The following is a 25,372-nucleotide window of genomic DNA, read 5'->3' on the forward strand; positions in this document are numbered from 1 at the left end:
GCTGCTACGATAAATTTTACCATCTTTTCTTTATTTAGCGTCCATAAAAACATCTACATTTCTCTGGTTTAATTTTTCAGAGAATATCACACCATCTTTCATATGAATAGTTCTTTGCGAGAACGAAGCATCGTAATCAGAGTGGGTTACCATCAAAATTGTTGCGCCTTTTGCGTGTAAATCGGTTAAAAGTTCCATTACTTCATTACCGTTTTTACTGTCTAAGTTTCCTGTTGGCTCATCGGCAAGAATGATTTTTGGATCGTTAACCAAAGCTCTTGCAACGGCAACTCTTTGCTGCTGACCTCCAGAAAGTTGTTGCGGAAAATGTTTCAAACGATGTGAAATATTCAATTTCTCAGCAATAGCTTCGATTTTTTGTTTTCTTTCTGATGCTTTTACGTTGTTGTAAAGCAAAGGCAATTCGATATTGTCGTAAACAGAAAGTTCGTCAATCAAGTTGAAATTCTGAAAAATGAATCCGATATTTTCCTTGCGAACCTGCGCTCTTCCTTTTTCTTTAAGACCAATCATTTCTTGATCTAATAATTTATAACTTCCATCAGTAGCGCTGTCTAAAAGCCCGATGATGTTTAATAAAGTCGATTTTCCACAACCTGAAGGCCCCATGATAGTTAAAAAATCACCCTTTTTAATTTCTAAAGAAATACCGCTCAATGCTGATGTTTCTACTTCTTCTGTTCTAAAAACTTTGGTTAAATTTTGAATTGTTATCATTTTTTGTAAAGGTGTTAAATGTTGTTAATTACGTTTTTTGATTGATGATTGAAACTTTATTTTTTTTGTTTGAAGTTTTAGGTTTCAGGTTCTTTCGTTACGTAAAACTTGAAACTTGAAACCTGAAACTTGAAACAATTTATTCATTACTAATAGAAAGCTCCTCAATGTCTTTATAATCTGTATATGATGAAGTAATTACAGATTCGCCTTCTTTTAATCCTTCCAGAACTTCATAATAAGAAGGATTTTCTCTGCCTAATTTTATGTTTCTTCTTTCGGCTTTATTTCCTTTTGTTACAAAAATCCATTTCCCTGCAGTTTCCTGATTGAAGCTTCCTTTTGGCAGCACTAAAATTTTATTTCTTTCTGATAAAATCAGTTTTACGCCAAAACTAAGTCCGTCTTGTAAAGTGATATTTTCTTTAGATGTAAAAGCCAATTCTACTGTAAAATGTCCGCCTTTTACTTCCGGAATTACTTTGGTGACAATAACTTCAAGGTTTTTTCCTTTAAATTCTACTTGTCCTTTTAAGCCTTCGCGAACTTTTTCCAAATAAAACTCATCTACATCGGCAGCCAGTTTGTAACCACGTTTTGAATCAATTTTCCCGATGCTTTGACCTGCCTGAAAATTCTGCCCTAAGACAGCTTCAAATGAAGTTAATCGGCCAGATTCTGGAGCAGTAATCAAGAAGTTTTTCTTGTTGTTTCTCAAAATATCCAAACTTTTTTCCATAGTCTGAATCGAACGGTTGATTTGCGAAATCTGAACTTGATTCGATTGTTTTTCTTTTTGAATACTCTGCTGAATCGTTCTTTTTCGCTCTTCCTGAAAACGAAGACTTTCCTTAAAAGTATTCCAGTCGTTTTTCGAAATCACATCTTTATCGTACAATTTCGAATTCATGTCGTATAATCTTTTGGCGTCGTTATAATCGTGTTCGATTAAAACCAAATCTTTATTCAAATTCAATTCCTGATTTCTGATGTTCAGTTTTCCAGTATTTAAGTTGTTGATTTGCTCAATAATTGCAGTTTCCTGAGTCAAGTAATTCAATTCTGTGTTTGGATTGTACAAACGTGCCAGCGATTGTCCTTTGGTCACCATTGCGCCGTTTTCAACAAAAATCTCTTTTACAGACCCTCCTTCTGTAACGTTCACAAGCATTACGTTGAGCGGCTCAACTTTTGCCTGAAAAACCACAAAATCTTCAAAAAAAGCTTTTTCAACTTTTTGGATCGAAAGCTCTTCGGCTTTTACGTTTAAACTTCTTTTTGTATTAAACGAGAAAAACACGATTGCGGCCAAAACTAAAAAAACTCCAATTGCTATTGTGAGATATCTAAATTTTCTATTTTTACGAGGAATTACCTTATCCATTTTTTAAATAATTTACTGATTACCAATAGGTAAATATTGTGCCACAAAATTTATTTTTTGTAAAGCATTGATTTTAAAGAAGGTTCTGAAAACAGTCCAAAAAATGAGTGTTCGATAATGAACAGTTGACCGTTCAAAATCGAACAAAAAAAGAAAGCATGAGAAAAAAACAAGCCCAAATATTAGTTGTTGATGATCAGGAAGAAATTCTTTTTTCGGCAAAAATGATTCTCAAAAAGCATTTTGAAACGATTTTTACCGAAAATAGTCCCAGAAAAATCATTACGGCTTTAAGTGAAAATGACATAAATGTGGTTTTGTTAGACATGAATTACCGAATTGGTTTTGAAGATGGGCGCGAAGGAATTCATTGGCTGAAAGAAATAAAAATGCTTTCGCCAAATACTATTGTGATTTTAATGACTGCTTTTGGGAAAATTGATACTGCTGTTGAAGGAATCAAAATGGGTGCTTTTGATTATGTTTTGAAACCTTGGAACAACGAAAAATTGCTCGAAACAATTGATAAGGCTGTCGCCGAAAGCCGAAAAAACAATAAAAAACCGATTGTTGAAAAAGTCGAAAAAAGATATTTTACCGGAACTTCCCAAAAAATAAAACAAGCCTATTCAATTGCTGAAAAAGTTGCGAGAACCGACGCAAATGTGTTGATTTTAGGTGAAAACGGAACCGGAAAATATGTCTTTGCAGAGTTTATTCATCAGAATTCAGATCGAAAAAATGAGCCTTTTGTGCATGTTGATTTAGGTTCGTTAAGTGATAATTTGTTTGAAAGTGAACTTTTTGGATATGCAAAAGGTGCTTTCACTGATGCAAAAACAGATACAGCAGGACGATTTGAAAATGCTCAAAACGGAACTATTTTTCTGGACGAAATTGGGAATATTCCGCTTCATTTACAATCCAAATTACTGCACGTTTTACAGACAAAAACCGTAACGCGTTTGGGCGAAAGCAAAGCAAGACCTTTGAATGTCCGAATAATTTCGGCAACTAATAATGATATTAAAGCCGAGGTAAAAAACAAGATTTTCAGAGAAGATTTGCTGTACCGAATCAATACAATGGAAATCAATTTACCGCCTTTGCGCGAGCGAAAAGAAGATATTGTTCCGATGGCAAATTTTGTTCTCGATCAAATTGCTGAAAAGTACAATCAGGATAATTGGAGTTTTGCAGATAATGTAGCGCCTTATTTGGAAAAATATCCTTGGAAAGGAAATGTTCGTGAAATGCAAAATAAGATTGAACGCGCGTTGATTTTGGCCGACAATAATATAATTTCAGTTCAGGATCTTGATATTTTGGATTTTGAAGAAATTCAGGAAAATGATGAAAATCCATTGTCTGAATTGGAGAAAACAGCAATTGAAAAAGCGCTTTTTAAGCATCACGGAAATATTTCAAAAACAGCCGAAGAATTAGGATTGTCGAGAGCTGCTTTGTACAGAAGAATTGAAAAATATGATTTGAAGAATATTTAAATTAGAGTGTAATTTAACCGCAAAGCGCGCAAAGTAATTTTTTGTACAGTTTGTAATTGCTTTATTAAGCTCGCAAAGCTATGTGTAGCGTTCTTTGCGTAAAATCCTTGCGACCTTTGCGGTTAAATTTTCATCATCATTTAAGTATAAAAAAATAAAAACAATGAAAAACTGGAAATTTTATAACGCTTTATTCGTAAGAGTCTTGTTTGTAATGATGCTCTTTTTTTTCTGCGTTTTTCTGATTTATAAAATGTTTTATTATAACGCAATTTTGGTTGGTGTTTTTGTTTTTATAATGCTGGCCGAAATGTATTTTTATGTCAAAAATCAATTGCAGTTTTATGACAGAACTTTGCTTTCGATTTTACAAAATGATTTTACAACCAATTTTCCCGAAGAAAATAGAAAAGACAATTTTGAAAGTCTCTATCTTTTGTATGAAACACTGAAAGTACAACAACAAGAACAGATTTCGAAAGAATTAATCTATCGTTCACTTTTAAACAATATTGAAAGTGCCGCTTTGATTCTGGAAAAAGAAAATGACGATTGGAATATTTTTTTGATGAACGACTGTTTTTCAGATTTGTTTAAAGTGCCAAAAGTGAGTCATTGGAAATACCTTAAAAATTATCTTCCGTCGCTTTGTTTCGAAATTGAGAAAACTGATTTCAGCGAATTAAAATCGGCAATTTCAATAAAAATTGAAGAGCAGGATTTGCAGACTTTTATGCTTCAGACTTCGCGAACGCAAAGTTATAATCGAGAATATTTCATCATTTTATTGGACAGCATTCAGCGCGTTATTGAGAAAAAGGAAAAAGAAGCCTGGATCAATCTGATGAAAATTATTTCGCATGAATTAATGAATTCGTTGACGCCAATTCGTGCGCTTTCGCAGAATTTACTCCACATTGTCGATCAGGAAAAATTGGAAGAAGACGATTTTGAAGACATCAAAAGCAGTATTTCGACGATTATAAATAGGAGTGATCATTTGCAGGTTTTTGTTGAAAACTACCGAAAATTGGCGATGTTGCCGACTCCAACAAAACAAATGACGTCAATAAATGCGCTTTTTGACGATTGTCTTCGTATTATGAGTCCGATTTTAAAAGCTGAAAATATCGAATTGATTAATGAAAGTCATAGTTCGCGCTCGATTATGATTGATAAAAATCAAATGGAACAAGTGATTATTAATTTGATTACCAATAGTATTCATGCATTAAAAGAAAAATCCGAAAAGAAAATGTATGTTTCGAGTTATACTGAAAATAATCGTTTTTTCATTTCGATTTCAGATAACGGAAAAGGAATCGCTCCAGAAATTCAGGATAAGGTATTCCTTCCATTTTTCACTACCAGAAAAGATGGCGCCGGAATTGGCTTAACACTTTCTAAAAATATTATCGAAGCGCATGGTGGCTATTTAAGCTACCAAACCGATGAAGATAGAACAAGTTTTGTGATTTGTTTGATTTAAAAGTCAACTTCAGGTTCCCAAAAATGTTTTTCGAGATCTATAATTTGGTTGTCAATAACTTCAATGCCTTCGTTTTCTAAAAGTTGCTGCATTAAATTTGTTCCGTCAAAATGATGTTTTCCTGTCAAAAGTCCTTTTCGGTTTACGACTCTGTGCGCAGGAACATCATCCATATTATGACAAGCATTCATTGCCCAGCCGACCATTCGGGCAGAGCGAGCGGTTCCTAAAGCTTTTGCAATTGCACCATAAGAAGTTACCTTTCCGTACGGAATTTGTCTTGCAACGGCATAAACTCTTTCGAAAAAATTTTCTTCAGCCATATTTTTTGCAACTAATTAAAAAGATTTTAAGGATTTTAAAATTAGTGTTTATCTGCTTAATTCAATAAAATCAGTGTGGAATTTTTATTTGAAATAATAATTCAGAATATTAAAAAGTGTTGCAACAGCTACTAAACCAGTAATACTTCCGATAATAGTATTCATATTGCGCATGAAGTAATCGGTTTTCTTTTCTATTCTTCCAAAAAAAGCAATATAACTGTATAAAATTCCAAAAGCGCCAAGGACAGAACCTAATACAAAGGTGACAATTATGGTGTTTTCGAATACAAAAAGATTGTATGAAGCCAAAGTTACGCTTACTACAACATAATACGGAATCGGGAAAAAATTCAGTCCGGAAAGCAGCATCCCAAGAAAGAAACGACTTTTTTTGCTGCTCTTTTTAATCTTCGTTTTTTTCTTTGTTATTGGTTCTTTGGCAATAAACAAAAAGTAAATAGTTAAGATCGAAAAAATGACAAAACCAACTTCACGCAATAACGTTATAACATCTGGCCGATTGTCTATGACACGAGCAAATAATACTGCGACATAAGCCTGAAAAAAAATAACGAAAACAGCACCGATTACAAACGATAAAGCATTCTTTTTCCCTTCTTTCATTTTTATTTTAGCAGCGGTCATGTTGAGTAATCCCGGCGGAATTGTCCCAATAGCAGCGGCAATAAAACCTGAAAGTAATGGAGTAAGGTAGGTCATTCAGTTATTAAATCGGTTAGATAAAGGTTTCAAAATTAAAGTTAGTCTTTAATTTTGAAACGAATATACGTAATTGCCTTGTTAATTTCTAAATATTGTTTTTCGTAAAATGTTTGGATAGAAGTCACAACTTCAGGGCTTCCTTCGTTTTTGTAAACATTATGGTTGGCATACAAAACTTCGTGGCCTTCTCCGTGAAGCAACCCAAGTGTATAGCCGTGCATGAATTCGCTGTCGGTTTTTAAGTTTACGACACCGTCTTTTTTCAGGATTTTTTTATACAATTGAAGAAATTCAGAATTCGTCATTCTGTGTTTTGTTCTTTTATATTTGATTTGCGGATCTGGGAAAGTAATCCAGATTTCATCCACTTCATTTTCAGCAAAAATATGATTGATTAATTCGATTTGAGTTCGAACAAAAGCCACATTATGAAGACCGTTTTCAACAGCCGTTTTAGCGCCTCTCCAGAAACGAGCACCTTTAATATCAATTCCGATAAAATTTTTGTCAGGATACTTTTCAGCTAATCCAACAGAGTATTCTCCTTTTCCACATCCTAATTCTAAAACTAATGGATTATCATTTTTAAAGAAATCAGAATTCCATTTTCCCTTTAAAGGCATTAAATCGCCTACAACTTCTTCTCTGGTTGGTTGAAAAACGTTTTGAAATGTTTCGTTTTCTCTGAATCTTTTAAGTTTATTTTTACTTCCCACTTTTACAAAAATTTTCCGCAAAATTAAGGAATATAAACGAATGAAAATAGTGTAATTAGGTTTAAAAAGTTTTCCGCCACAAATTCACGAATTATTTTAAAATGAAAATTCGTGAATTTGTGGCGAAAAAAAAATATTTTTTAACCGTAATGTGGTTCTGTAATTGCTTTTGTTTTTGGGTCAAGCGTTTCGTCGTGTTGTGATAAATCCAGACCAATATGTTCTGATTCTTCAGAAACTCTCAGCGGAATAATAAAGTTGGTCACTTTGAACAAGAAATAAGCTCCGAAGAAAGTAAAAATTGAAACTAAAACTAATGCCATCATATGGTGTCCGAAAACATTCCATCCGCCGTGAAGTAAACTAGCGTCTTCGCCATGAGCAAAAATAGCTGTTAAAATCATTCCCATAATTCCGCCTACACCGTGACAAGCAAAAACGTCAAGCGTATCGTCGAATTTTTTTGAATATTTACAATTTACTGCGGTGTTAGAAACCAAAGCCGTTACAAATCCGAAGAACATACTTTCCGGAACAGAAACAAATCCTGCGGCTGGCGTAATGGCAACCAAGCCTACAACAGCACCAATGCAGGCACCAAGAGCAGAGACTTTTCTTCCGTTCACTCGGTCAAAGAAAATCCATGTTAACATTGCAGCAGCAGATGAAGTTGTTGTGGTTGCAAAAGCCATAGCGGCAGTTCCGTTGGCAGCAAGAGCAGATCCGGCGTTGAAACCAAACCACCCAAACCAAAGCATTCCAGTTCCTAATAATACAAAAGGAATATTAGTTGGAATATGCTGACTGTTTTTTCTTTTTCCTAAAACAATAACTCCTGCCAGAGCCGCAAAACCAGAACTCATGTGAACTACAGTTCCTCCGGCAAAATCTTTTACTCCAAAATAACTTCCTAAAATACCTGTTGGATACCAAACGGCATGACATAAAGGAGCGTATATAAAAAGTGTAAATAAACTGATGAAAATTAAATAAGATATAAAACGAACACGCTCAGCAAATGAACCTGTAATAATTGCCGGAGCAATAATGGCGAATTTCATTTGGAACAAAGCAAAAAGCATAAACGGAATCGTACTTGCCAATTTTTTATGAGGCAAAACGCCCACATAATCCATAAATGCAAAAGTGGTAGGATTTCCGAAGAAACTATAAAAATGATCGCCAGAACCAAAACCAACCGGTTCACCAAAAGCAAGACTAAAAGCTACAACAACCCATAAAAGTGTTACGACTCCAAGACAAATAAAACTTTGAAGCATAGTCGAGATTACATTTTTCTTGCCTACCATTCCGCCATAAAAGAAAGATAATCCAGGCGTCATAATCAAAACCAAACAAGAAGAAGTCAGCATCCAGGCAACATCGGCAGGAACAATATGATCAGTAGTTCCAAATTCAGACAACACATAACTATTTTCGGTCATTGTAGGCCAAAACGCACCCGTGATGCAAACAATGCTTATCATGATAAAGGAAATAATCCAGCGTTTTTCTATTTTCATTTTTAAAATACTTTGTTTAACCCTATTTTTTTTGGGGTCAAAGTTAAAAAAAAATAAAGATTCTTGTTTTGAAGGCTGTTAAAATAGAGGTTGTTGTTTTATTTTGACTAATTTTTTAAAATTCGTTCTGTTTTTTTAAGAGTATTCCATTTTTTGCTTTCTAAAAGAGGCTGTTTTTGTCAAATATGTTATAATTAAATTGACAGCTATTGCTGTAAACCGCTCTAAAAGTTAGGATTATAATAATAAAGCTGAAAAAAGTTTATTTTTTTTGAAGCTTAGCAATCAAGGCATCTTCAATTGGCGCTTTTATTTTAGTAACCGAATCAACTTCTTCATTCGGGATCGTCATCGATAATACATAATGTTGGATTTTCCATTCTTTTCCAATTTTGACCAAAACACCAGAACCACGACAAATTTTCATTTGAGTATTCAGTAATTCGTCAAACCAGGCAATTTTTCCTGTTTTATCAAAAAATATGTGACGTTCCAAAGCAGTGAAATTCCAGGTTTTTCCTTTGTCGAAATGTGGTTTTGCCCAAACTTTGAAATCCTTTTTGGTCCAGTTTTCGGTAGCGTCTGTTCCAATGAAAATTGCATCATCAGCCATTAAGGCAAAATAGGGTTCAAATTTAACATCGGCTGCAGCTTTGTGCCAAGTATCTAAAGTTTGATTGATTTTGTCTTTGTCGGTTTGAGCATTTGCAAAAGAAACAACGAATAAAAGGAGTAGAATAGTTTTTTTCATGAGATAAGTTATTTAAGTTTAAAGGTAAGAATCATTTTGGACAAGTAAAATTTGCGCGAAAAAAAACTTTGAGATCGTTGTCTTTTTGAGGTAAAATGTCTACAAAACTTAAATTATCTTACATTACTTATATGGTTTAAAATTTTTATATTTGAGAGCTTTAAAATACCACAATTATGAATCCGAAAATCATTATAAGTTCGCTGGCTTTTTCGTCTTTGCTTTTTATTTCTTGTAAAAAGGAATTAGAGCCACAACAAAATACAGCAACATCAGAATTGGTTCGACTAGGACTTGCAAAAGATACTACAAAACCTGCCGCAGCTGCACCAGTTGTGCAAACGCAAACTGCAAATCCAAATACAGTTTTAGGAGAAACAAAAGGATTGAATCCTGCTCACGGCCAGCCTGGACATCGTTGTGATATTGCCGTTGGAGCGCCACTGAATTCGGCACCACCACAGCAAGGTCAAGTAGTAACAACTCAAACACCACAAGTGGTTCAAGTAAATCCGAACCAGAAAAATGTAGTAACAACAACTGCTCCCGTAAAAGTAGCGAAAGGAATGAATCCGCCACATGGACAGCCAAATCACAGATGTGATATTCCAGTGGGAGCTCCTTTGAATTCTCCTGTTGCAAAACCTGCCACAAATACAGCACAAAGCGGAACCGCTACACAATCGTTTACCGTAACGCCACCAGCAAATAATCCAACTCCGGCTTTGTTAAGCACAGAAACAACACAGACAGTTGCAGAAGGAATGAATCCGCCACACGGACAAGCAGGACACAGATGCGATATTGCCGTTGGAGCACCTTTACCGAAATCGTAAAGAAAGTGACAAAGTAACAAAGATACAAAGTAGCAAAGTTTCATAGATTTTAAGCTTTGCTACTTTGTATCTTTTGAGAATAAATAAAAAAAAATACGCTTCAATTCGAAGCGTATTTTTTTTTATTTATTTTGAAATTTAAAAAGCTTTTTGTTTTTCGAAGGTTGTAGTTAGTGATTTTTTGATTTTGCTTAAAGCACCGCTAAAAGCTTTTTCCAATGTTTCGGCGTGTTCTGTAACAGTGATTGGCTGTAATTTTTGAGGACGAACTTCGATTACGCATTTTTTGTCCTGCAAACTAAATTTCTCTCCATTTTCATCCCCAAAGTGAACTTCAATGCGGGTAATTTTGTCTTCAAAACGTGCTAAACCTTTTTCTAATTCTCCAGAAAAATAGCTTTCTAATCTTGCGTGTCCATCAATGTTTTTGTCGGTGTTGATTTGAATCTTCATAATGGTTTAAATTTTATGATTGTCTCTCAAAGCTATCTTTTTTGACGGAAATAGGCAAGGGAGTTAAGGAAAGATTATGAAAAGTTTTGCTTAGTTTTTGGTTATTCCCATGAAGGAGGAATTTTCGATAATTGCTCTTTTCTGAAATTTATCATATTTAGAATTTCCATAATGCAAGAGCCTAGATTCTTCTTGATATCGTTGCTCCAAAAACGTAAAACTTTCCAATTCTGAGATTCTAAATATGTATTGACTTCAATATCTCTTTGCATGTTTCTCTCAATTTTCTTGATCCAGAATTCTGAATTTGTTTCTGGTTTTTTTCTAGTTTCCCAATCTTTTCCGTGGAAGAATTCGCCGTCAACAAAAATGGCAATTTTAAGAGGGTTAAATGTCAAATCTGGAGTACCAAAAACCTTTTTGTTGTTTTTTCGATAACGCAAACCTATATGCCATAACGCTTTTGCCAAACGAACTTCATCTTTGGTATTGGTGCCACGAATCATACTCATGACTTTGGAACGTTGTTCTGGAGTAAAACAGTCCATGGAAATTTAATTATTAAAGGTTTGAAATTTAATAATTAGTGGTATTTAATTTATTTATAGGTTTGTTGGGTTAAAGTTCAGAATTTTTATTTAATGACCAATTAAATTTGAGTTCTTTTTACGTGATTAACAAAATTTTCAAGAGACATTATTTTGTCTCTAAATTCTATGGGAAAGCTTGTTAAATAAGGTTTTGGAACAACCAAACAAACATTATATTTATACATTTCCTGTAATTGATTTTTGGAGATTCCTTGTTGAAGTGTAAATAAATGCTTTGTTTTTATTTTGTCTGCTTCATTTAGAATTTGTCTCCATCTATCTTTACATGTTGTTTTAGAGGCTAATGTGATTAATTTATTATTGTCAAAATGCGGATTGTGATATGAGTCTAGATCGGGGAAAAGAAAATCTGGTTTTTTATTGTCTTCTGTTACAGATTGAGTGCTGTATTTAATTTCAAAATTATTAAAAATTTCGGATAGATGATGTTCTAATGATTTTCCTGCTCTGCTTTTACGTCTGTTCAAAATGGTGTTGGCAGTTGTAATCAAATCTTCTACAGATGAAAAATGATTTTTCAAGATGTTTTCATATCTGTTATTCTCAATAACTTTAAATAGGTTAAATTCTGTGCTTAACCAATTTAATAATTCTCGATCTGGGTTATTTTGAATTATTGTTTTTGTAGTTGCAAAAGAATTTATATGACAATTCCTAGAGTTTAATGCTAATTCATATGTTGAAGGGAAATCTGATTGTAAAGTGTTTATGTATGCCCAAAAGCAATTTAAAATTTTATCCTCTGAAGAAAGTTCGTTTTGTTTAGGAATAATTCCATTTATGTCTGTTGAAGAAATGTTTAAATTGTTTAGAAAACTATCAATATCTTCATCATGGGATAATACAAAAGCTTCATAATATTCATTATCTTTTTTGCAAATAACTAATACGTCACCAATATTATCATCGTTTAAAAAAGGAAAACCTTTTCCGAATCTTGTTAAACGATATTCATTTCTGGTTCCAACGCCATAATAAATAAAGCGGCTAGTGGTTTCAAAGTCATTTTGCCATTTAATAGTTATGAATTTGTCTTTATTGGTCCCTTTTTGTCCTTCTTCATCGAAAAAAAGATTCCATGAATTTTTGTGAATATGAAAGCCAGATTGATGCCCTCCAGTTGATCCGGTGTCATTTGCGGTAATATATTTACTAAAAGAAATTTCAGAGTTTTGAACCGTTTCGATGACTTTACTTAGAATGCTTTCCATTGAATGCTGATATTTCATTTATTAAACATTCTCCAACTGCTTGCATTAAAGGCGAAACAACAGAATTTCCAAATTGTTTATATGCTTGATTATCAGATACAGGTATTATGAATTTATCAGGAAAACCTTGAAGTCTGGCGCATTCTCTAGGGACTAATCGTCTTGGGTTTTTGCCTTTTTGAGGAATTAATATTTCTGCTCCATCTTTGTAATATCTTGCGCTCATTGTTCTTGAAATTCCATTCAAATCTGCCAAACCAAATCCAAAACCATTTCCTTTGGCTTTGTGTTTTTTTGCATATTCTTGAAGATAATTCCAAAGTTTGTCTGACAATGTATATTTAGGGTCAACTTCTGGCAAAAGAATATCTTTTAATGCAAATTTTGTCTCACTCATTTCGGGAAATTTGAAATTTTCTCTTCCTTGAAAAAACTCATTATCAAATCCAACAATTATAATTCTTTCTCTATGCTGAGGAACAAAATGTTTACCATCTAAAACTTTAAAATAAATAGTATAATTTAATTCTTTTAATGTGTTTTGAATAACTTTAAAAGTATTTCCTTTATCATGAGATACGAGATTTTTTACATTTTCTAGCATAAAAGTTTTAGGCCTTTTATGTTTAAGAATTCTGGCAATGTCAAAAAACAAAGTTCCCTGTGTTTCGTCTAGGAAACCGTGATTTCTGCCTAATGCATTCTTTTTTGAGACTCCAGCAATAGAAAAGGGTTGGCATGGAAATCCTGCAAGTAAAACGTCATGATCAGGAATTTCCGTTTCCTTAATTTGAGTTATGTCTCCAAATGGAACTTTTCCAAAATTTGCTTCATAAGTTTTTTTTGAATAAGTATCCCATTCACTGGTAAAAACACATTTTCCACCTAAGTTTTGGTATGCTAGTCTTATTCCACCAATACCGGCAAATAAATCTATAAATTTAAATTTTGGTTTTTCAGGAGATGGAAATGGTATATCCCATTTTATAGGTAGATAATATTGAAAGTTAGGTTCTTCTAGGATATTTAATTTTTCATGTAAGCCTATAAGATAATCTTCCGCATCGTTTTTGAAATATTCCGAAACGCCATTTTTATGATTTTGTAGATAATGAGTTAATTTAGCTAATCCATTATCAGTTTTCTTATCAATATCAATTTGAAGTTTTTGCCTGATTTCAGAATATTTTTTTACGTTCTTCATTTTTTAAAATCCTTATCATTAAAAAAAGCTCCAAAATCAGAATCTAGAGCTATTATTATTTTTTCTATTATTTCTATGGAAACATTGCGTTGACCTTTTTCTATGTCTGAAATATAATTTCTGTCAACGTTGGAAATATTGGCTAAATACTCGATTGAGTATCCTTTTTGTTCTCGAAGTTCTTTGACTTTGAATCCGAATTTTTCTTTGATATTCATAGTTTATAAAAGTAGTTTTGTGCGTACAATTGACCCGAGTACAATTGGCCTCACTAGACTTAAAGTTTTCAACTTAATATTAACCGTTTCTAAATATTTAGAAATAAAAAACGCCAATCATTTCTGATCGGCGTATATATAAATTCCTAGGCTTTATAAGAAGCTAAAAACACTACTTCTCCTTTTCCTTTTTCCCCTTTTTAATCTTCATCTTCCCATTATCATCATAAGCAACCAAACGTAGTACAATACCTTTTTCTCTAACAGCATCACGTTCCGCTTTAGTAGCGAGTTTAGCATCATTTTTAGAATTTCGGAGTGGGATTGTCAGGGCTAAATTCGTACCTCGGCCAAAGGAATAAACACCTTTTGCATCAAGATTTAAAACACTCGAACTGATCGTTAGTTTATTAATATCGACCATTTCGCCGCGCAGTTTAAAATCGCCGGACAAATCGCTGAACGTAATATTCTTAACATCGCGAAACGGAAAAGCATATTTCCCCACTTTCATAATAGGCTCAAAGTTGACTAAAGCGCCCTGAGTAACATTGAACACTAAACTTCCGTGAGTAGAATTTGTTATGAGTTCGCCATTGCTGTTCATTAAGCCAGTAACATTGGCGGAACTGGAGAGTCTTCCATGAATATTATTTGGAGTAAAAGATTTGATTCCAAAGTTGTTGAACGATTTTAAAAAACTCGCAATATCCACCCGATTTACCTGCGCGTTAGAACCAAAAGCGAAATTTTTTCCGCTTGGCGAAACTTCTGCATTAAAAGTAATGCCGCCTCCTGAAGTTTGCAGCGAACCATTTTTTATAACCAATTTAGAATTCAGCATTTGGATTCTTGCTGTGGTATTTGTGGCTGTGAGTTTGTTGTAGGTTATTTTATCAGCTTTGATGTCAATTACTACCGAACATTTTTCGATTACAGTTCGTAAGTGATTCGAAATAGTTGGTTTTTTATTGGTTTTTGCAACGGTTTGTTTTTTGGAAGAAGCCAAAACACCCAGAAATTGTTTGATATCGATATTCGGGCAATAAATTTTCCAATTTACCACCATTTGTTCGGGCGCATCATAATACAGGTTGAGGAAATTATCAATTTTACCTTCAATATAAATCGTGTTTTTCTTGTGTTTATAGGCGATTTTTTTAATCAGTAAAGCTTGTTGTGTAAATTCAAGCTGTATATTTACTTTTTCGGCATGAACATTCTTCGGAATAAAATCAAATGAAGTATTGGTTACGTTTACATTTCCAATAAATTTTGGCTTATTGATATACAAATCAACAATATCAAACTGAAATTGCAAGTTGGCCGTAGCGTGTCCTTCAGTAAACTGAATCCATTTGTCGTTGCTGATTTCGTTGAGTTTGCTGACATCAAAATCAGAACTTACGGTTCCTGTAGCAAGCGGTTTCTCAAGATTATTGATCGACAATTGCGGAATCTTCAAAGGAATATTTTGATAAGTTGCTGAAAATCGGGTCAAAATTACAGCCGAATTAGCATCGGTGAAACCTTCTTTCGGTTTGAAATTATTGGTAAAAATTCCTTTGAAATTGCAATCATTCAGCTGTCCGTCGGGAATGCTCAATTCGTTGTCTTTAATAATCGCCTGAACAACAATTTTCGGATCACCTTCGGCATTCAAATCGCCTTTTATGTCACAATTTACGTCAATTGGCTTTTTAAGATTAAAGCGATTCAGTTTTGAGCTGATGTTTCCAGACAATAAATTAGAGGCATTTTGCCATAAAATGGTTGTTCCAATGTTGATTCCGAACAAAGAATTGCTTTTTCCCAAATTGAAGAAAGCAACGATATCAAAAGAGTCGGTTCCAATTTTCAAGCCGTCTGTTTTAACATCGATTTTTTCTTTTTCAGCATTAAAAGAAACAGCCAATGTTCCTTTGAGGCGTTTTTGTTTGGCAAAACTTCCGTGAACGGTATTAAAAGCAAGACTGTTGATTTGCGTGTCCAGAAAAAGATCCGTCTGCCAATTATCACCGTCATAATTTACTTTTGATTTTAAACTGGCAACATCAAAATCAAATAATTTATGTCCAACGTGATTGTCTATCGTAAACCGAACATTGTTAAGGTCAATTTGTCCGATTGTAGTTTCGGGTTTCTCTTTGTTTTCGGGCGTTTTTTCCTTTTTTGGTTTAAAAATATTGGAATTTGAATAACCATCTGGCGCTTTGTAAATATAAATTTGAGCGTCGTTAATCAGGACTTTATGAATGTTGATTTCTTTCTGAAGCAAACTCACTACGTTTAAGCGCACTTCAATTTCCTGCGCTTTCAATAAAGTATGTTTGTGCATATTCCACTTATTATCTTTTAGCTCGACATCTTTTAAAGCCAAAGTAAAATTCGGAAAACCAGTCAAAAATTTATACTGAAAATCGCCAATATGAAACTTTCCATTTATGTTTTCGTTGATTTTGGTGTTGATTTTAGCAATGATTTCGGTTTTGTTTCTGTTGAAATAAATCGACAAACCTCCGCACGCAATCAGCAAAAGCGCTATTACTCCTAAAATAAAAAATCCAAAACGCTTGGCATATTTTTTAAAACCAGCCGATTGTAAAAAGACTTTTATGCGATGTAAAGTTTCTTTCATCTGGAAAATTTTAATGGTTGATTAAAGATACTACAAAAAACCATCATATTTAAATTTCTGATTTTCAAATTACTGCAGTGTTAAATTTGCAATATCAAACTTAAATTTATGATATAATTATTTACAATACTTTTATAATCAAAACTAATTTATGAATGGTGTTTGATTAGTTTTTAATTTTTAACTTTGTACCTCAGTTTAGGAAATAACAAAAAACGGGTCTCTAGGGACTAAAGCTGAAATAACATTTAAAGACAAATTATTATGGCATTAGCAATAACAGATGCTACTTTTGACGAAGTAGTTTTAAAGTCAGATAAACCAGTAATGGTAGATTTTTGGGCAGCATGGTGCGGTCCTTGTAGAATGGTTGGTCCAATCATTGACCAATTAAGCGACGAGTACGCTGGTAAAGTAGTTGTTGGTAAAGTAGATGTAGATGCTAACCAAGAATTCGCTGCAAAATATGGTGTGCGTAACATACCAACCGTTTTGGTGTTTCATAACGGTGAAGTAGTAGGAAAACAAGTTGGAGTAGCTCCAAAACAAACCTACGCAGATAGTTTAGACGCTTTGTTGTAATCGTAAGATTATGATTTATATAAAGAAGGTTTGGCGAAAGTCAAGCCTTTTTTATTTGTTTCTGTCACCAATTTGCGAATTTTGCTTTAAATAATTCGCGAATTCGTGGCGGAATCTTTATTTTTAACGAATCTTATATTCCTTGAAAATGAAAATTCTTCACCGCTTTTTTGCCTTTTTTATAATCACGACGATTGGTTTTTCTCAATCGAAACCAAAAGAAAGTTTTAGTATAGAAAATGGCGTTTCAGAGCAATTGGCTCAATTTCGTAAAAAACAAATTTCAGATGTTCAATACGAATTGTCTTTTGAAATCCCGAATAAGAAAAATGAAGATATTAATTCCGGTTTAACGGTAAATCTGAATTTATCAGACGTAACTATACCTCTTGTTTTTGATTTTAAAGAGAAATCTCAAAATATAAAATCAGTTTCGGCAAACGGGAAAAACATATCAATCATTCATGAAAATGGACATATTGTTATTCCTGTTGAAAATTTAATTTCAGGAAAAAATAAAATTTCAGTTTCATTTATTGCTGGAAATTTGTCTTTAAATCGAAATGATGATTTTCTTTATACGCTTTTAGTTCCGGATCGCGCAAGCACTTTATTTCCTTGTTTTGATCAGCCAGATATCAAAGCAACTTATAAACTCGGTCTTTCTGTCCCGAAAGATTGGACGGTTTTGGCTGGAGCCGATGTAAAAGAGAAAGTCGAAAAAGGCGATTTTACTTCGTATACTTTTGGAGAATCGGATAAAATGAGCACGTATTTGTTTTCGTTTGTAGCAGGAAAATTCAAAAGCGTTACGGAAAAGCCAGGTTTAGAAATGACAATGCTGTATCGTGAAAATAATGAAGAAAAGATAAAAATGAGCACTGATACAATTTTCAATTTGCATCAGCAATCTTTGGACTTTTTAGAAAAATATACCAATTATAAATTTCCTTTTCAGAAGTTGGATTTCGCTTCAATTCCCGTTTTTCAATATGGTGGAATGGAGCATATTGGAGCAATTCAATACAGAGAATCAACTTTATTTTTGGACAACAGCGCAACCGACAGCGAAAAATTAAACCGAGCAAAACTAATCGCACATGAAACCTCACACATGTGGTTTGGCGATTTGGTAACAATGAAATGGTTTGATGATGTCTGGATGAAAGAGGTTTTTGCCAACTTTATGGCAGACAAAATCATGAACCCGATTTTTCCGAAAATCAATCATAATCTGCAGTTTTTTAGTACGCATTATGCCAGCGCTTACGCGGAAGACCGATCTTTGGGAACACATCCGATAAGACAACATTTAGCAAATTTAAAGGATGCCGGTTCGCTTTATGGCGCTATGATTTATAATAAAGCGCCGATTATGATGCGTCAGTTAGAAGCTTCGATGGGAAAAGAAGCTTTTCAAAAAGGAATCCAAAAATACATTCAGAAATACGCCAACGACAATGCCGATTGGAATAATTTGGTAGAAATTCTGGATGCTGAAACGCCTTTGGACATGAAGAAATGGAGCGAGGTTTGGGTAAACAAATCGGGAAGAACTATTTTCTCAGATAAAATTGAATATGACGCGCAAAACAAAATCAAAAAGTTTGAGATTTTTCAAAAAGCAGAGGATAAGTCCAATAATGTTTGGCCTCAGATTTTTCAGATTGGTTTAGTTTATTCTAACGAAGTAAAAGTTTTATCGCTAAATATTAAAGATAGAAACCTGATTGTAAAAGAAGCTATCGGACTTGAAAAACCGCTTACTATTATTTACAATTATAATGGTTTTGGATACGGCGTTTTTCCGCTTGGCGCAAATAATATGAATACAATTTCAAGTTTAGATGATGAAGTTGCAAGAGCCTCAGCTTATGTGAATTTATATGAGAATATGTTGGCGGGAAATATTGTGCCAAGTTACGTTTTTGCCGTTTTCTTGAAAGGAATTCAAGTTGAAAAAAATGAGTTAGTTTTAAAAATAATAGCCAATCAAGCAAGTAATGTTTTCTGGAAATTTTTAACTGAAGAACAAAAAAATAGAGTTCACACAACTCTTGAAAGTGTCGTTTATGCGGAATTACAATCAAATTCACCAAGCAATATCAAAAAGACATTATTCGGATTGTTTAGTTCGATTGCGTATTCAGATTCGGCGAAAGCCAAATTATATCAGATTTGGAACAAAGAAGTTGTAGTTCAGAATTTGAAATTGAATGAAGATGATTTTACCAATATGGCAATGAATCTCGCGATTTTCAAACATGAAAAAGCCGATGAAATTTTAGAGAAAACTAGAACCACAATCACAAATCCGGATAAAAAGAAGCGATTTGAATTTTTGCTTCCATCTTTATCAAAAGACGAATCCGTTCGAAATACCTTTATAGAATCGTTAAAAGACGATGCAAATCGTGAAAAAGAAGCATGGGTTTCTGTGGGATTGGCGAATGTAAATCATCCGCTTCGTCAGGAAAATGCACAAAAATATATTAGATTTTCACTAGATTTGATAGAAGAAATCCAGCGCACAGGAGATATTTTCTTTCCAAAAGACTGGCTTGATAATACAGTTGGAAGATATTCGTCGAAATATGCTTTTGATGAAGTACAGCGATTCTTAAAAGAAAACCCTAATTTTAGTCCGATCTTGAAGCGTAAATTATTTATGGCGACAGATTTGCTTTATAAAGCGCAAAATATTAAAAAAGAAACCGAATGAAAATTGAATCGGAAATAGAGAAAGTCTCGAGTTTTCAGCATCTTGAAATGCTGGCAAATCAGGTTGTGGAAGGTTTTATATCCGGAATGCACAAGAGCCCGTTTCATGGATTTTCGGCCGAATTTGCCGAGCATAAAGTCTATAACGCAGGCGAAAGCACCAAACATATCGATTGGAAATTATTCGCAAAAACCGATCGTTTGTACACAAAACGTTTTGAGGAAGAAACCAATTTACGCTGTCATTTGATTGTCGATAATTCTTCGTCGATGCATTATCCTGAACTAAAATCAAATCAGCCTTTTTATGAAAAGAAGATTGGTTTTGCGGTTTTGGCTTCGGCGGTTTTAATGAATATCTTAAAGAAACAGCGCGATGCTGTTGGTTTGAGCGTTTTCTCAGATAAATACGAATATTACGCGCCAGAAAAAGGAAGCGATCGTCATCACAGAATGCTTTTGAACAAACTGGAAGAATTATTAGTTCAGCCAAAAGTCAAAAAAACTACCGATACGATCACTTATCTGCATCAAATTGCGGAGAAAATGCACCGTCGTTCGATGATTATTTTGTTTACCGATATGTTTCAAACGGAAGATGAAGAGAAATTATTCAACGCTTTACAACATTTAAAACACAACAAACACAAAGTGGTTTTGTTTCATGTGGTTGATAATCAAACCGAAATGAAATTTGATTTTGATAATGCACCAAGAAAATTTATCGATTTAGAATCAGGAGAAGAGGTTTCAATTTTTGCAGATAATGTAAAAGCAGAATATGAAAAAAGGGTAGAAGCCTATTTTAAAAACCTGGCTTTAACCTGTGCGAAGAACCAAATTAAGTACGTTTCGGTAAATGTGGGCGATAATTTCGAAAAAATATTGACTACTTATTTAGTTGAAAAACAAAACTTTGGATAATATTTTAAAGAAATATTTATTTTTTTTTACAAAAACACTTGCAGAAACGAAATTCTGTTATATCTTTGCAACCGCAATAACGCAGAGGTTTGGTAGTTCAGTTGGTTAGAATACATGCCTGTCACGCATGGGGTCGCGGGTTCGAGTCCCGTCCAGACCGCAATATTGGGAAAAGCCTTTCTATTAAGAAAGGCTTTTTTGCCCAAAAACGGTATCTAAGATTAGTTGTGTTGTTTTGCTACGACTTTGTAACTCGTAGCTGGTTTAGTAGTTAGACCAATGAAAAGCTTTCCACTTTTGTGGATGGCTTTTTTGATTTAAGACACTTTTGGTTTTTTGTTTTAACCGCAAAGATTTACGCAAAGGGCGCAAAGTTTTTTTTTAAAGCTTTGCGCCCTTTGCACTTTTAACTTTGCTCCCGATAGCTATCGGGATTGCGGTTAAAAAGAAAGAAAATCCTTCTTTTTTAAATTTATTATCGATTTTTAAAATATTGGAATTTAACCAATTAAAAATTTCTCAATTTTTATTCGCAAAAACGCTTGCAGAAACGAAATTCTATTGTATTTTTGCACTCGCAATAACGCAGGGTTTGGTAGTTCAGTTGGTTAGAATACATGCCTGTCACGCATGGGGTCGCGGGTTCGAGTCCCGTCCAGACCGCCTAAGTTGTTAAAAATGCCTATCATTATGATAGGCATTTTTTTTTACATTAAATTTTGATTTATGTTTTACGTTTATATAATTTATTCTAAAACTCTTGATCTTTATTACAAAGGATTTAGTGAAGATGTTGCTCAAAGATTATTATATCATAATGAGAATAGAAGCAGGTATACTTCAGATAAAGGACCATGGGAGTTGGTTTATTCGAAATCATTCGAAACTAAAAAAGAAGCTTTGATTGAAGAATTGAGATTGAAAAAGTTAAATAGAAAATCAATAGAGACTTTAATTAAATAATATAAATAAGAAAGATAAAGTTGGTTAGAATACATGTCTGGCATCTCGTCTAGGGACGAGACGGGTTCGAGTCCCGTCCAGACCGCCTAAGTTGTTAAAAGCCTTTCTTAACGGAAAGGCTTTTTTGTTTTTAAATTTTACCGCAAAGGGCGCTAAGATTTACGCAAAGTTCGCAAAGTTTTTTACTCAGTCTGTTTTGTCATTTCGACGAAGGAGAAATCTCCGCGAGTAGCTCCGTACAGAATATCGCCAATTTTTGTAGAGTTTCTCGCGGAGATTTCTCCTTCGTCGAAATGACAAACTGTGTGGTGAATTGGAATTTTAATTTCTTTTTCTTCAGTATCTTTATAATACGAAATCATCGTATCATTTAAATGGAACAAACAACCTTTAAAGTAGACAAATATTACATCAAGAAAGTAGATGCAGATAAAAAAAGCATTTACTGTCATCATGATATAATGGGCGAATTGTTTGTTCCATGGCATAAACACGATAAAGCTCAAATGCTGTACGCAGAAGGCGATGTGGTTTTTGTGACAACTGAAACAAAATCTTATTTTTTGCCTGCAAGACATTTTATCTGGATTCCGGCGGGATTGGAGCACAGCATCGAGCCAAAATCGGAACATGTGATGATGCGAAATTTATATTTTCCGGTTGAAAAAAATGAAGATGAATTCTACAAAAGAGAAGGCATTTATCCGGTTAATAATTTGTTGCTCCAAATGATGATGTTTACCAATCAATGGAACGGAGATTTAAAAAAAGGTTCTCCGAGTTTTACAATTGCAAAAGCCATAAAAGCGATTCTGCCTCAAATTTGCACTAATAATTTACCTTTAGAGTTACCACAGCCAAAAGACAAACGATTAGGGAAAATTCTGCGTTATGTTGAGAATAATCTTGGCGAAACAATTCTGTTTGCTGATGTTGCACATGAATTTGGTTTCAGCGAACGCTCTTTGTATCGCTTGTTTCAAAAAGATCTTAAAATGTCATTTATTCAATATTATACTATTCGAAGAATCCTCAAAGCAATTGAGCTTCTGTTAGAAAGAAAGCTTTCGGTAAAAGAGGTAGCTCAAGAAGTTGGTTATAATAGTGTTCCGACTTTCAGTAATACTTTTTTCAAGATTTTAGGACAAAGACCTTCCGATTACTTAAATGGAGAAGAGATTTTGGAACGAAAATAATTTTTGTATTTCATAATTCATTTGATTTTACAACAAATTGTTTTTCAGTGTTTTAATATAACGTTTTCGGAAAATTCAATTTTAACATTTGTCCGAAATGAATATGTTATTGACTTTTTAGAATCATCTGCCAAGAAAAAAATGAAGGAACTTTGCACCATAAAATATTTATGTATTCATGTTCCTTACAAATTTAAAAGAAGATTGTTTCCCCAGAAGCTTTTGGTTGCTGATAATTGTTTTGACATTCAGTAATTTACAAGCGCAAGAGATTCGTACGGTTTCTTTACAAGAAGTGATGAAATTAGCGAAGGAAAACAACAAAAAAGTACTTAAATCTCAACTAGAGATTACGCTCGCTGAGCAAAACATCAAAGAAAGAAAAGAACTTAGATTGCCGGATGTAGAATTAAAAGGCATGTATTCGAGAATTACCAATATTACCGAATTTAAAGGAAATGGTTTCTTGAATGGAAAAGAAGTTACGAAAGCAATTCCGGAAATCTACGAGGTGAATTCGACTTTTAAAATGCCAATTTACGTTGGAAATAAGATTAATAACGCGATTAAAATTGCAAATCAGGAAAACGAAATTGCCAAAATTAAATCGGAAAAAACAGAAAACGATATTGAACTGGAAGTAGTGGCAAATTATCTGGCGATTTATAAAATGATGGAACTTCAAAAAATATTTGAAGAAAACATCAAAGAAGAAAAAAGCCGATTAAAAGAGGTACAATCGCTACAGAAACACGGAACAGTAACCAAAAACGAAGTTATTCGTGCCGAATTGCAACTTTCAGATCGTGAATTGAACGCGCTTACAAATTCCAAAAACATAAAAATAGCGCTTCACGATTTGAAAACTTTGATTCAGATTCCAGAAAACGAGGAAATCGCGATTGATACCACATCAAGTTTAGACGAAATGAATGGTTTAGATCCGTATGATTTTTATATGAATAAGGCAATGCAAAACGAAGAAATGCGAATTGCAAGCCAGGAATTAAACATCAGCAAAACGGAACTGAAATTGGCAAAAGCAAACTATCTGCCAAGCGTCCACTTCTTCGGGAATTATGGTTTTTATTATCCAAACTATAAATTCTTTCCGCCAAATCCATATTTGTACACTTTAGGTCAGGTTGGAATTGAGGCTTCTTTTGATCTTTCTTCTTTGTATAAAAACAAAACGAAGACAGATCAGGCAAATACCAAAATCAAATGGCAGGAAATGCAATCTGAAATCATAAAAGATGAAATTCAGGATCAACTTTACAAAGAGCATACACAATATCAGGAAATCCTTGAAAAGTTTGTGGTCGTTGACAAAGCCTTGGATTTAGCTGAAGAAAACTACCGAATCGTAAAACTGAAATACTTAAACCAATTGGTTTTAATTACCGAAATGGTGGATGCTGATAATGCTTTGCTTCAGGCAAAATACAACAAAATCTCTACCCATTTGGATGCGGTTTTGAAACATTATGAGTTACTTCATACGGCTGGGATAATGCCTCAGAGTTAATTGTTTAGACTTGATAGAAGAAAGAGGCAAGAAGCGAGATTTTAAAGAAAGAACTAAGATTAAAGAGATAAAGAAGATATGGTCAAGATAAAAAATGAAACTAGAAGAAATAGAACGTTTCATATACTAATAACAATTATTGCATGTACGCTAGTAGTAAGCGGTATTATTTTAGGAATTTGGTTTTATGTGTTTAACAGAAATCACGAAGAAACCAATGATGCGCAGGTGGAGCAATACGTTACGCCAATTATGTCGAGAATTACAGGATATGTTCAGGAAGTTCGCTTTGATGAAAACCAGTTTGTACATAAAGGCGATACTTTGGTTGTGATTGATAACAGGGAATACAAATCGAAATTGAATGTGGCTTTGGCCGATGTTCAGAACGCTAAACAGAATAGTGTTGTGGCCGAGAAAAATGCAGTTAATACAGCAAGCGCAACGGCTATTAATGAATCGCAATTGGACGCTGCAAAATCAAATCTTTGGAAAACAAAATTGGAATACGAAAGATACAAAGCTTTGGTAAGTGAAGAAGCGGCAACTTCTCAGCAATTAGAAAAAGTCCGCGCCGATTATGAATCGGCGCAAGCGCATTTTTCGGAAATGAAAAACAGAATTCATTCGGCTACTTTGAGTACTTCTGTTGCCGAAGCAAATGTTCCGACTACACAAACGAATATTGCTTCGAAACAAGCTGTCGCTGATAATGCTGCATTGTTTCTTTCGTATACGGTAATTACGGCGCCTTATGATGGCTGGGTTGGAAAACGAACTTTACAGCCAGGACAAATGGTGAAAGAAGGTCAGTCTTTGCTTTCTATCGTGAGTAGAGAAAAATGGATTACCGCTAATTTTAAAGAAACACAATTGCAATATTTAACGGTTGGTCAAGAGGTTGAAATCAAAGCTGATGCGGTAAACGACAAGGTTTTTGTGGGAACAATTGCTTCGCTATCGCCTGCAAGTGGCGCTAGATTTTCGTTGCTTCCTCCAGATAATGCGACAGGAAACTTCGTAAAAATTGAACAAAGAATTCCGGTTAGAATTCAGTTAAAAGAACAAGACAAACAAACCGATTTTTTAAGAGCAGGAATGAACATTACAGTTGTTGCTGCGCACAAATAAA

At 33.9% G+C, this 25,372-nt stretch carries 24 protein-coding genes and 2 tRNA genes; 12 read left to right on the forward strand and 14 right to left on the reverse strand.

The window, feature by feature from the left end:
- Window positions 1–30: 30 nt before the first annotated feature.
- Both FN795_RS07875 and FN795_RS07880 read right to left on the reverse strand, forming a co-directional pair.
- Complete coding sequence (locus tag FN795_RS07875) at window positions 31–738, reverse strand: ABC transporter ATP-binding protein (protein ID WP_026727034.1); 708 nt, start codon at window positions 736–738, stop codon at window positions 31–33.
- Window positions 739–877: 139 nt separating this feature from the next.
- Window positions 878–2,122, reverse strand: coding sequence for an efflux RND transporter periplasmic adaptor subunit (locus FN795_RS07880; RefSeq protein ID WP_142450120.1), 1,245 nt, complete (start codon window positions 2,120–2,122; stop codon window positions 878–880).
- Between the two features lie 158 nt (window positions 2,123–2,280).
- Between FN795_RS07880 and FN795_RS07885 the strand changes: the two genes are divergently transcribed.
- On the forward strand, window positions 2,281–3,627 hold the full coding sequence (locus FN795_RS07885) for a sigma-54-dependent transcriptional regulator (RefSeq protein WP_142450121.1): 1,347 nt from the start codon (window positions 2,281–2,283) through the stop codon (window positions 3,625–3,627).
- 163 nt (window positions 3,628–3,790) lie between these two features.
- The gene (locus FN795_RS07890) at window positions 3,791–5,116 is read left to right on the forward strand and encodes a sensor histidine kinase (protein ID WP_142450122.1); all 1,326 of its coding nucleotides are present in this window, start codon (window positions 3,791–3,793) and stop codon (window positions 5,114–5,116) included.
- On the opposite strand, the gene FN795_RS07895 is transcribed toward FN795_RS07890, so the two are convergent.
- The 5 genes from FN795_RS07895 to FN795_RS07915 all read right to left on the reverse strand — a co-directional run bounded on the left by FN795_RS07895 (window position 5,113) and on the right by FN795_RS07915 (window position 9,155).
- Entirely contained in the window at window positions 5,113–5,439 is a 327-nt protein-coding gene (locus FN795_RS07895; protein ID WP_142450123.1) for an MGMT family protein, read from the reverse strand. The genes FN795_RS07890 and FN795_RS07895 overlap by 4 nt on opposite strands.
- Before the next feature lie 84 nt (window positions 5,440–5,523).
- Window positions 5,524–6,162 carry a LysE family transporter gene (locus FN795_RS07900; protein ID WP_142450124.1) on the reverse strand — a complete coding sequence of 213 codons (639 nt, stop codon included), beginning with the start codon at window positions 6,160–6,162 and terminating at the stop codon, window positions 5,524–5,526.
- A gap of 41 nt (window positions 6,163–6,203) precedes the next feature.
- Window positions 6,204–6,881 carry a tRNA (guanosine(46)-N7)-methyltransferase TrmB gene (gene trmB / locus FN795_RS07905; protein ID WP_142450125.1) on the reverse strand — a complete coding sequence of 226 codons (678 nt, stop codon included), beginning with the start codon at window positions 6,879–6,881 and terminating at the stop codon, window positions 6,204–6,206.
- A 140-nt stretch (window positions 6,882–7,021) separates the two neighbouring features.
- Window positions 7,022–8,404 (reverse strand): ammonium transporter, encoded by a 1,383-nt coding sequence (locus FN795_RS07910; RefSeq protein WP_142450126.1) that lies wholly within the window; start codon window positions 8,402–8,404, stop codon window positions 7,022–7,024.
- A gap of 262 nt (window positions 8,405–8,666) precedes the next feature.
- The gene (locus FN795_RS07915; RefSeq protein ID WP_142450127.1) at window positions 8,667–9,155 is read right to left on the reverse strand and encodes a nuclear transport factor 2 family protein; all 489 of its coding nucleotides are present in this window, start codon (window positions 9,153–9,155) and stop codon (window positions 8,667–8,669) included.
- 176 nt (window positions 9,156–9,331) lie between these two features.
- Here FN795_RS07915 and FN795_RS07920 point away from each other — a divergent pair, with 176 nt between their 5' ends.
- A complete protein-coding gene (locus tag FN795_RS07920; RefSeq protein WP_142450128.1) occupies window positions 9,332–9,991 on the forward strand; it encodes a hypothetical protein in 660 nt (219 codons plus the stop codon).
- 138 nt (window positions 9,992–10,129) lie between these two features.
- Here the strand turns inward: FN795_RS07920 and FN795_RS07925 are convergent, their stop codons facing one another.
- The 6 genes from FN795_RS07925 to FN795_RS07950 all read right to left on the reverse strand — a co-directional run bounded on the left by FN795_RS07925 (window position 10,130) and on the right by FN795_RS07950 (window position 16,326).
- Entirely contained in the window at window positions 10,130–10,444 is a 315-nt protein-coding gene (locus tag FN795_RS07925) for an HPF/RaiA family ribosome-associated protein (protein ID WP_142450129.1), read from the reverse strand.
- A 101-nt stretch (window positions 10,445–10,545) separates the two neighbouring features.
- Window positions 10,546–10,992: a very short patch repair endonuclease gene (locus FN795_RS07930; RefSeq protein WP_142450130.1), complete on the reverse strand. Its 447-nt coding sequence runs from the start codon at window positions 10,990–10,992 to the stop codon at window positions 10,546–10,548.
- Between the two features lie 101 nt (window positions 10,993–11,093).
- The gene (locus FN795_RS07935) at window positions 11,094–12,266 is read right to left on the reverse strand and encodes a type II restriction endonuclease (RefSeq protein ID WP_142450131.1); all 1,173 of its coding nucleotides are present in this window, start codon (window positions 12,264–12,266) and stop codon (window positions 11,094–11,096) included.
- Complete coding sequence (gene dcm / locus FN795_RS07940; RefSeq protein WP_142450132.1) at window positions 12,247–13,470, reverse strand: DNA (cytosine-5-)-methyltransferase; 1,224 nt, start codon at window positions 13,468–13,470, stop codon at window positions 12,247–12,249. The genes FN795_RS07935 and dcm overlap by 20 nt, the downstream gene beginning before the upstream one ends.
- Entirely contained in the window at window positions 13,467–13,688 is a 222-nt protein-coding gene (locus FN795_RS07945) for a helix-turn-helix domain-containing protein (RefSeq protein WP_116753808.1), read from the reverse strand. The genes dcm and FN795_RS07945 overlap by 4 nt, the downstream gene beginning before the upstream one ends.
- Before the next feature lie 172 nt (window positions 13,689–13,860).
- The gene (locus FN795_RS07950; RefSeq protein ID WP_142450133.1) at window positions 13,861–16,326 is read right to left on the reverse strand and encodes an AsmA family protein; all 2,466 of its coding nucleotides are present in this window, start codon (window positions 16,324–16,326) and stop codon (window positions 13,861–13,863) included.
- A gap of 264 nt (window positions 16,327–16,590) precedes the next feature.
- Here FN795_RS07950 and trxA point away from each other — a divergent pair, with 264 nt between their 5' ends.
- The 6 genes from trxA to FN795_RS07980 all read left to right on the forward strand — a co-directional run bounded on the left by trxA (window position 16,591) and on the right by FN795_RS07980 (window position 21,516).
- Complete coding sequence (gene trxA / locus FN795_RS07955) at window positions 16,591–16,908, forward strand: thioredoxin (RefSeq protein WP_012023423.1); 318 nt, start codon at window positions 16,591–16,593, stop codon at window positions 16,906–16,908.
- 148 nt (window positions 16,909–17,056) lie between these two features.
- The gene (locus FN795_RS07960) at window positions 17,057–19,630 is read left to right on the forward strand and encodes a M1 family metallopeptidase (RefSeq protein WP_142450134.1); all 2,574 of its coding nucleotides are present in this window, start codon (window positions 17,057–17,059) and stop codon (window positions 19,628–19,630) included.
- On the forward strand, window positions 19,627–20,553 hold the full coding sequence (locus FN795_RS07965) for a DUF58 domain-containing protein (RefSeq protein WP_142450135.1): 927 nt from the start codon (window positions 19,627–19,629) through the stop codon (window positions 20,551–20,553). Before FN795_RS07960 ends, FN795_RS07965 begins: the two co-directional genes overlap by 4 nt.
- Before the next feature lie 86 nt (window positions 20,554–20,639).
- A tRNA-Asp gene (locus tag FN795_RS07970) sits at window positions 20,640–20,713 on the forward strand.
- A 429-nt stretch (window positions 20,714–21,142) separates the two neighbouring features.
- Window positions 21,143–21,216: transfer RNA gene (locus tag FN795_RS07975), tRNA-Asp, on the forward strand.
- A gap of 63 nt (window positions 21,217–21,279) precedes the next feature.
- Complete coding sequence (locus tag FN795_RS07980) at window positions 21,280–21,516, forward strand: GIY-YIG nuclease family protein (protein ID WP_142450136.1); 237 nt, start codon at window positions 21,280–21,282, stop codon at window positions 21,514–21,516.
- A gap of 182 nt (window positions 21,517–21,698) precedes the next feature.
- Here the strand turns inward: FN795_RS07980 and FN795_RS07985 are convergent, their stop codons facing one another.
- Window positions 21,699–21,878, reverse strand: coding sequence for a hypothetical protein (locus FN795_RS07985; protein WP_142450137.1), 180 nt, complete (start codon window positions 21,876–21,878; stop codon window positions 21,699–21,701).
- A 12-nt stretch (window positions 21,879–21,890) separates the two neighbouring features.
- Here FN795_RS07985 and FN795_RS07990 point away from each other — a divergent pair, with 12 nt between their 5' ends.
- The 3 genes from FN795_RS07990 to FN795_RS08000 all read left to right on the forward strand — a co-directional run bounded on the left by FN795_RS07990 (window position 21,891) and on the right by FN795_RS08000 (window position 25,371).
- Window positions 21,891–22,712, forward strand: a complete 822-nt coding sequence (locus tag FN795_RS07990) for a helix-turn-helix transcriptional regulator (RefSeq protein WP_142450138.1) — start codon at window positions 21,891–21,893, stop codon at window positions 22,710–22,712.
- Window positions 22,713–22,890: 178 nt separating this feature from the next.
- Complete coding sequence (locus tag FN795_RS07995) at window positions 22,891–24,240, forward strand: TolC family protein (RefSeq protein ID WP_142450139.1); 1,350 nt, start codon at window positions 22,891–22,893, stop codon at window positions 24,238–24,240.
- 78 nt (window positions 24,241–24,318) lie between these two features.
- Window positions 24,319–25,371: an HlyD family secretion protein gene (locus tag FN795_RS08000; RefSeq protein ID WP_142450140.1), complete on the forward strand. Its 1,053-nt coding sequence runs from the start codon at window positions 24,319–24,321 to the stop codon at window positions 25,369–25,371.
- Window position 25,372: the final 1 nt, after the last annotated feature.

Source organism: Flavobacterium resistens, assembly GCF_900182645.1.
Classification (GTDB): domain Bacteria; phylum Bacteroidota; class Bacteroidia; order Flavobacteriales; family Flavobacteriaceae; genus Flavobacterium; species Flavobacterium resistens.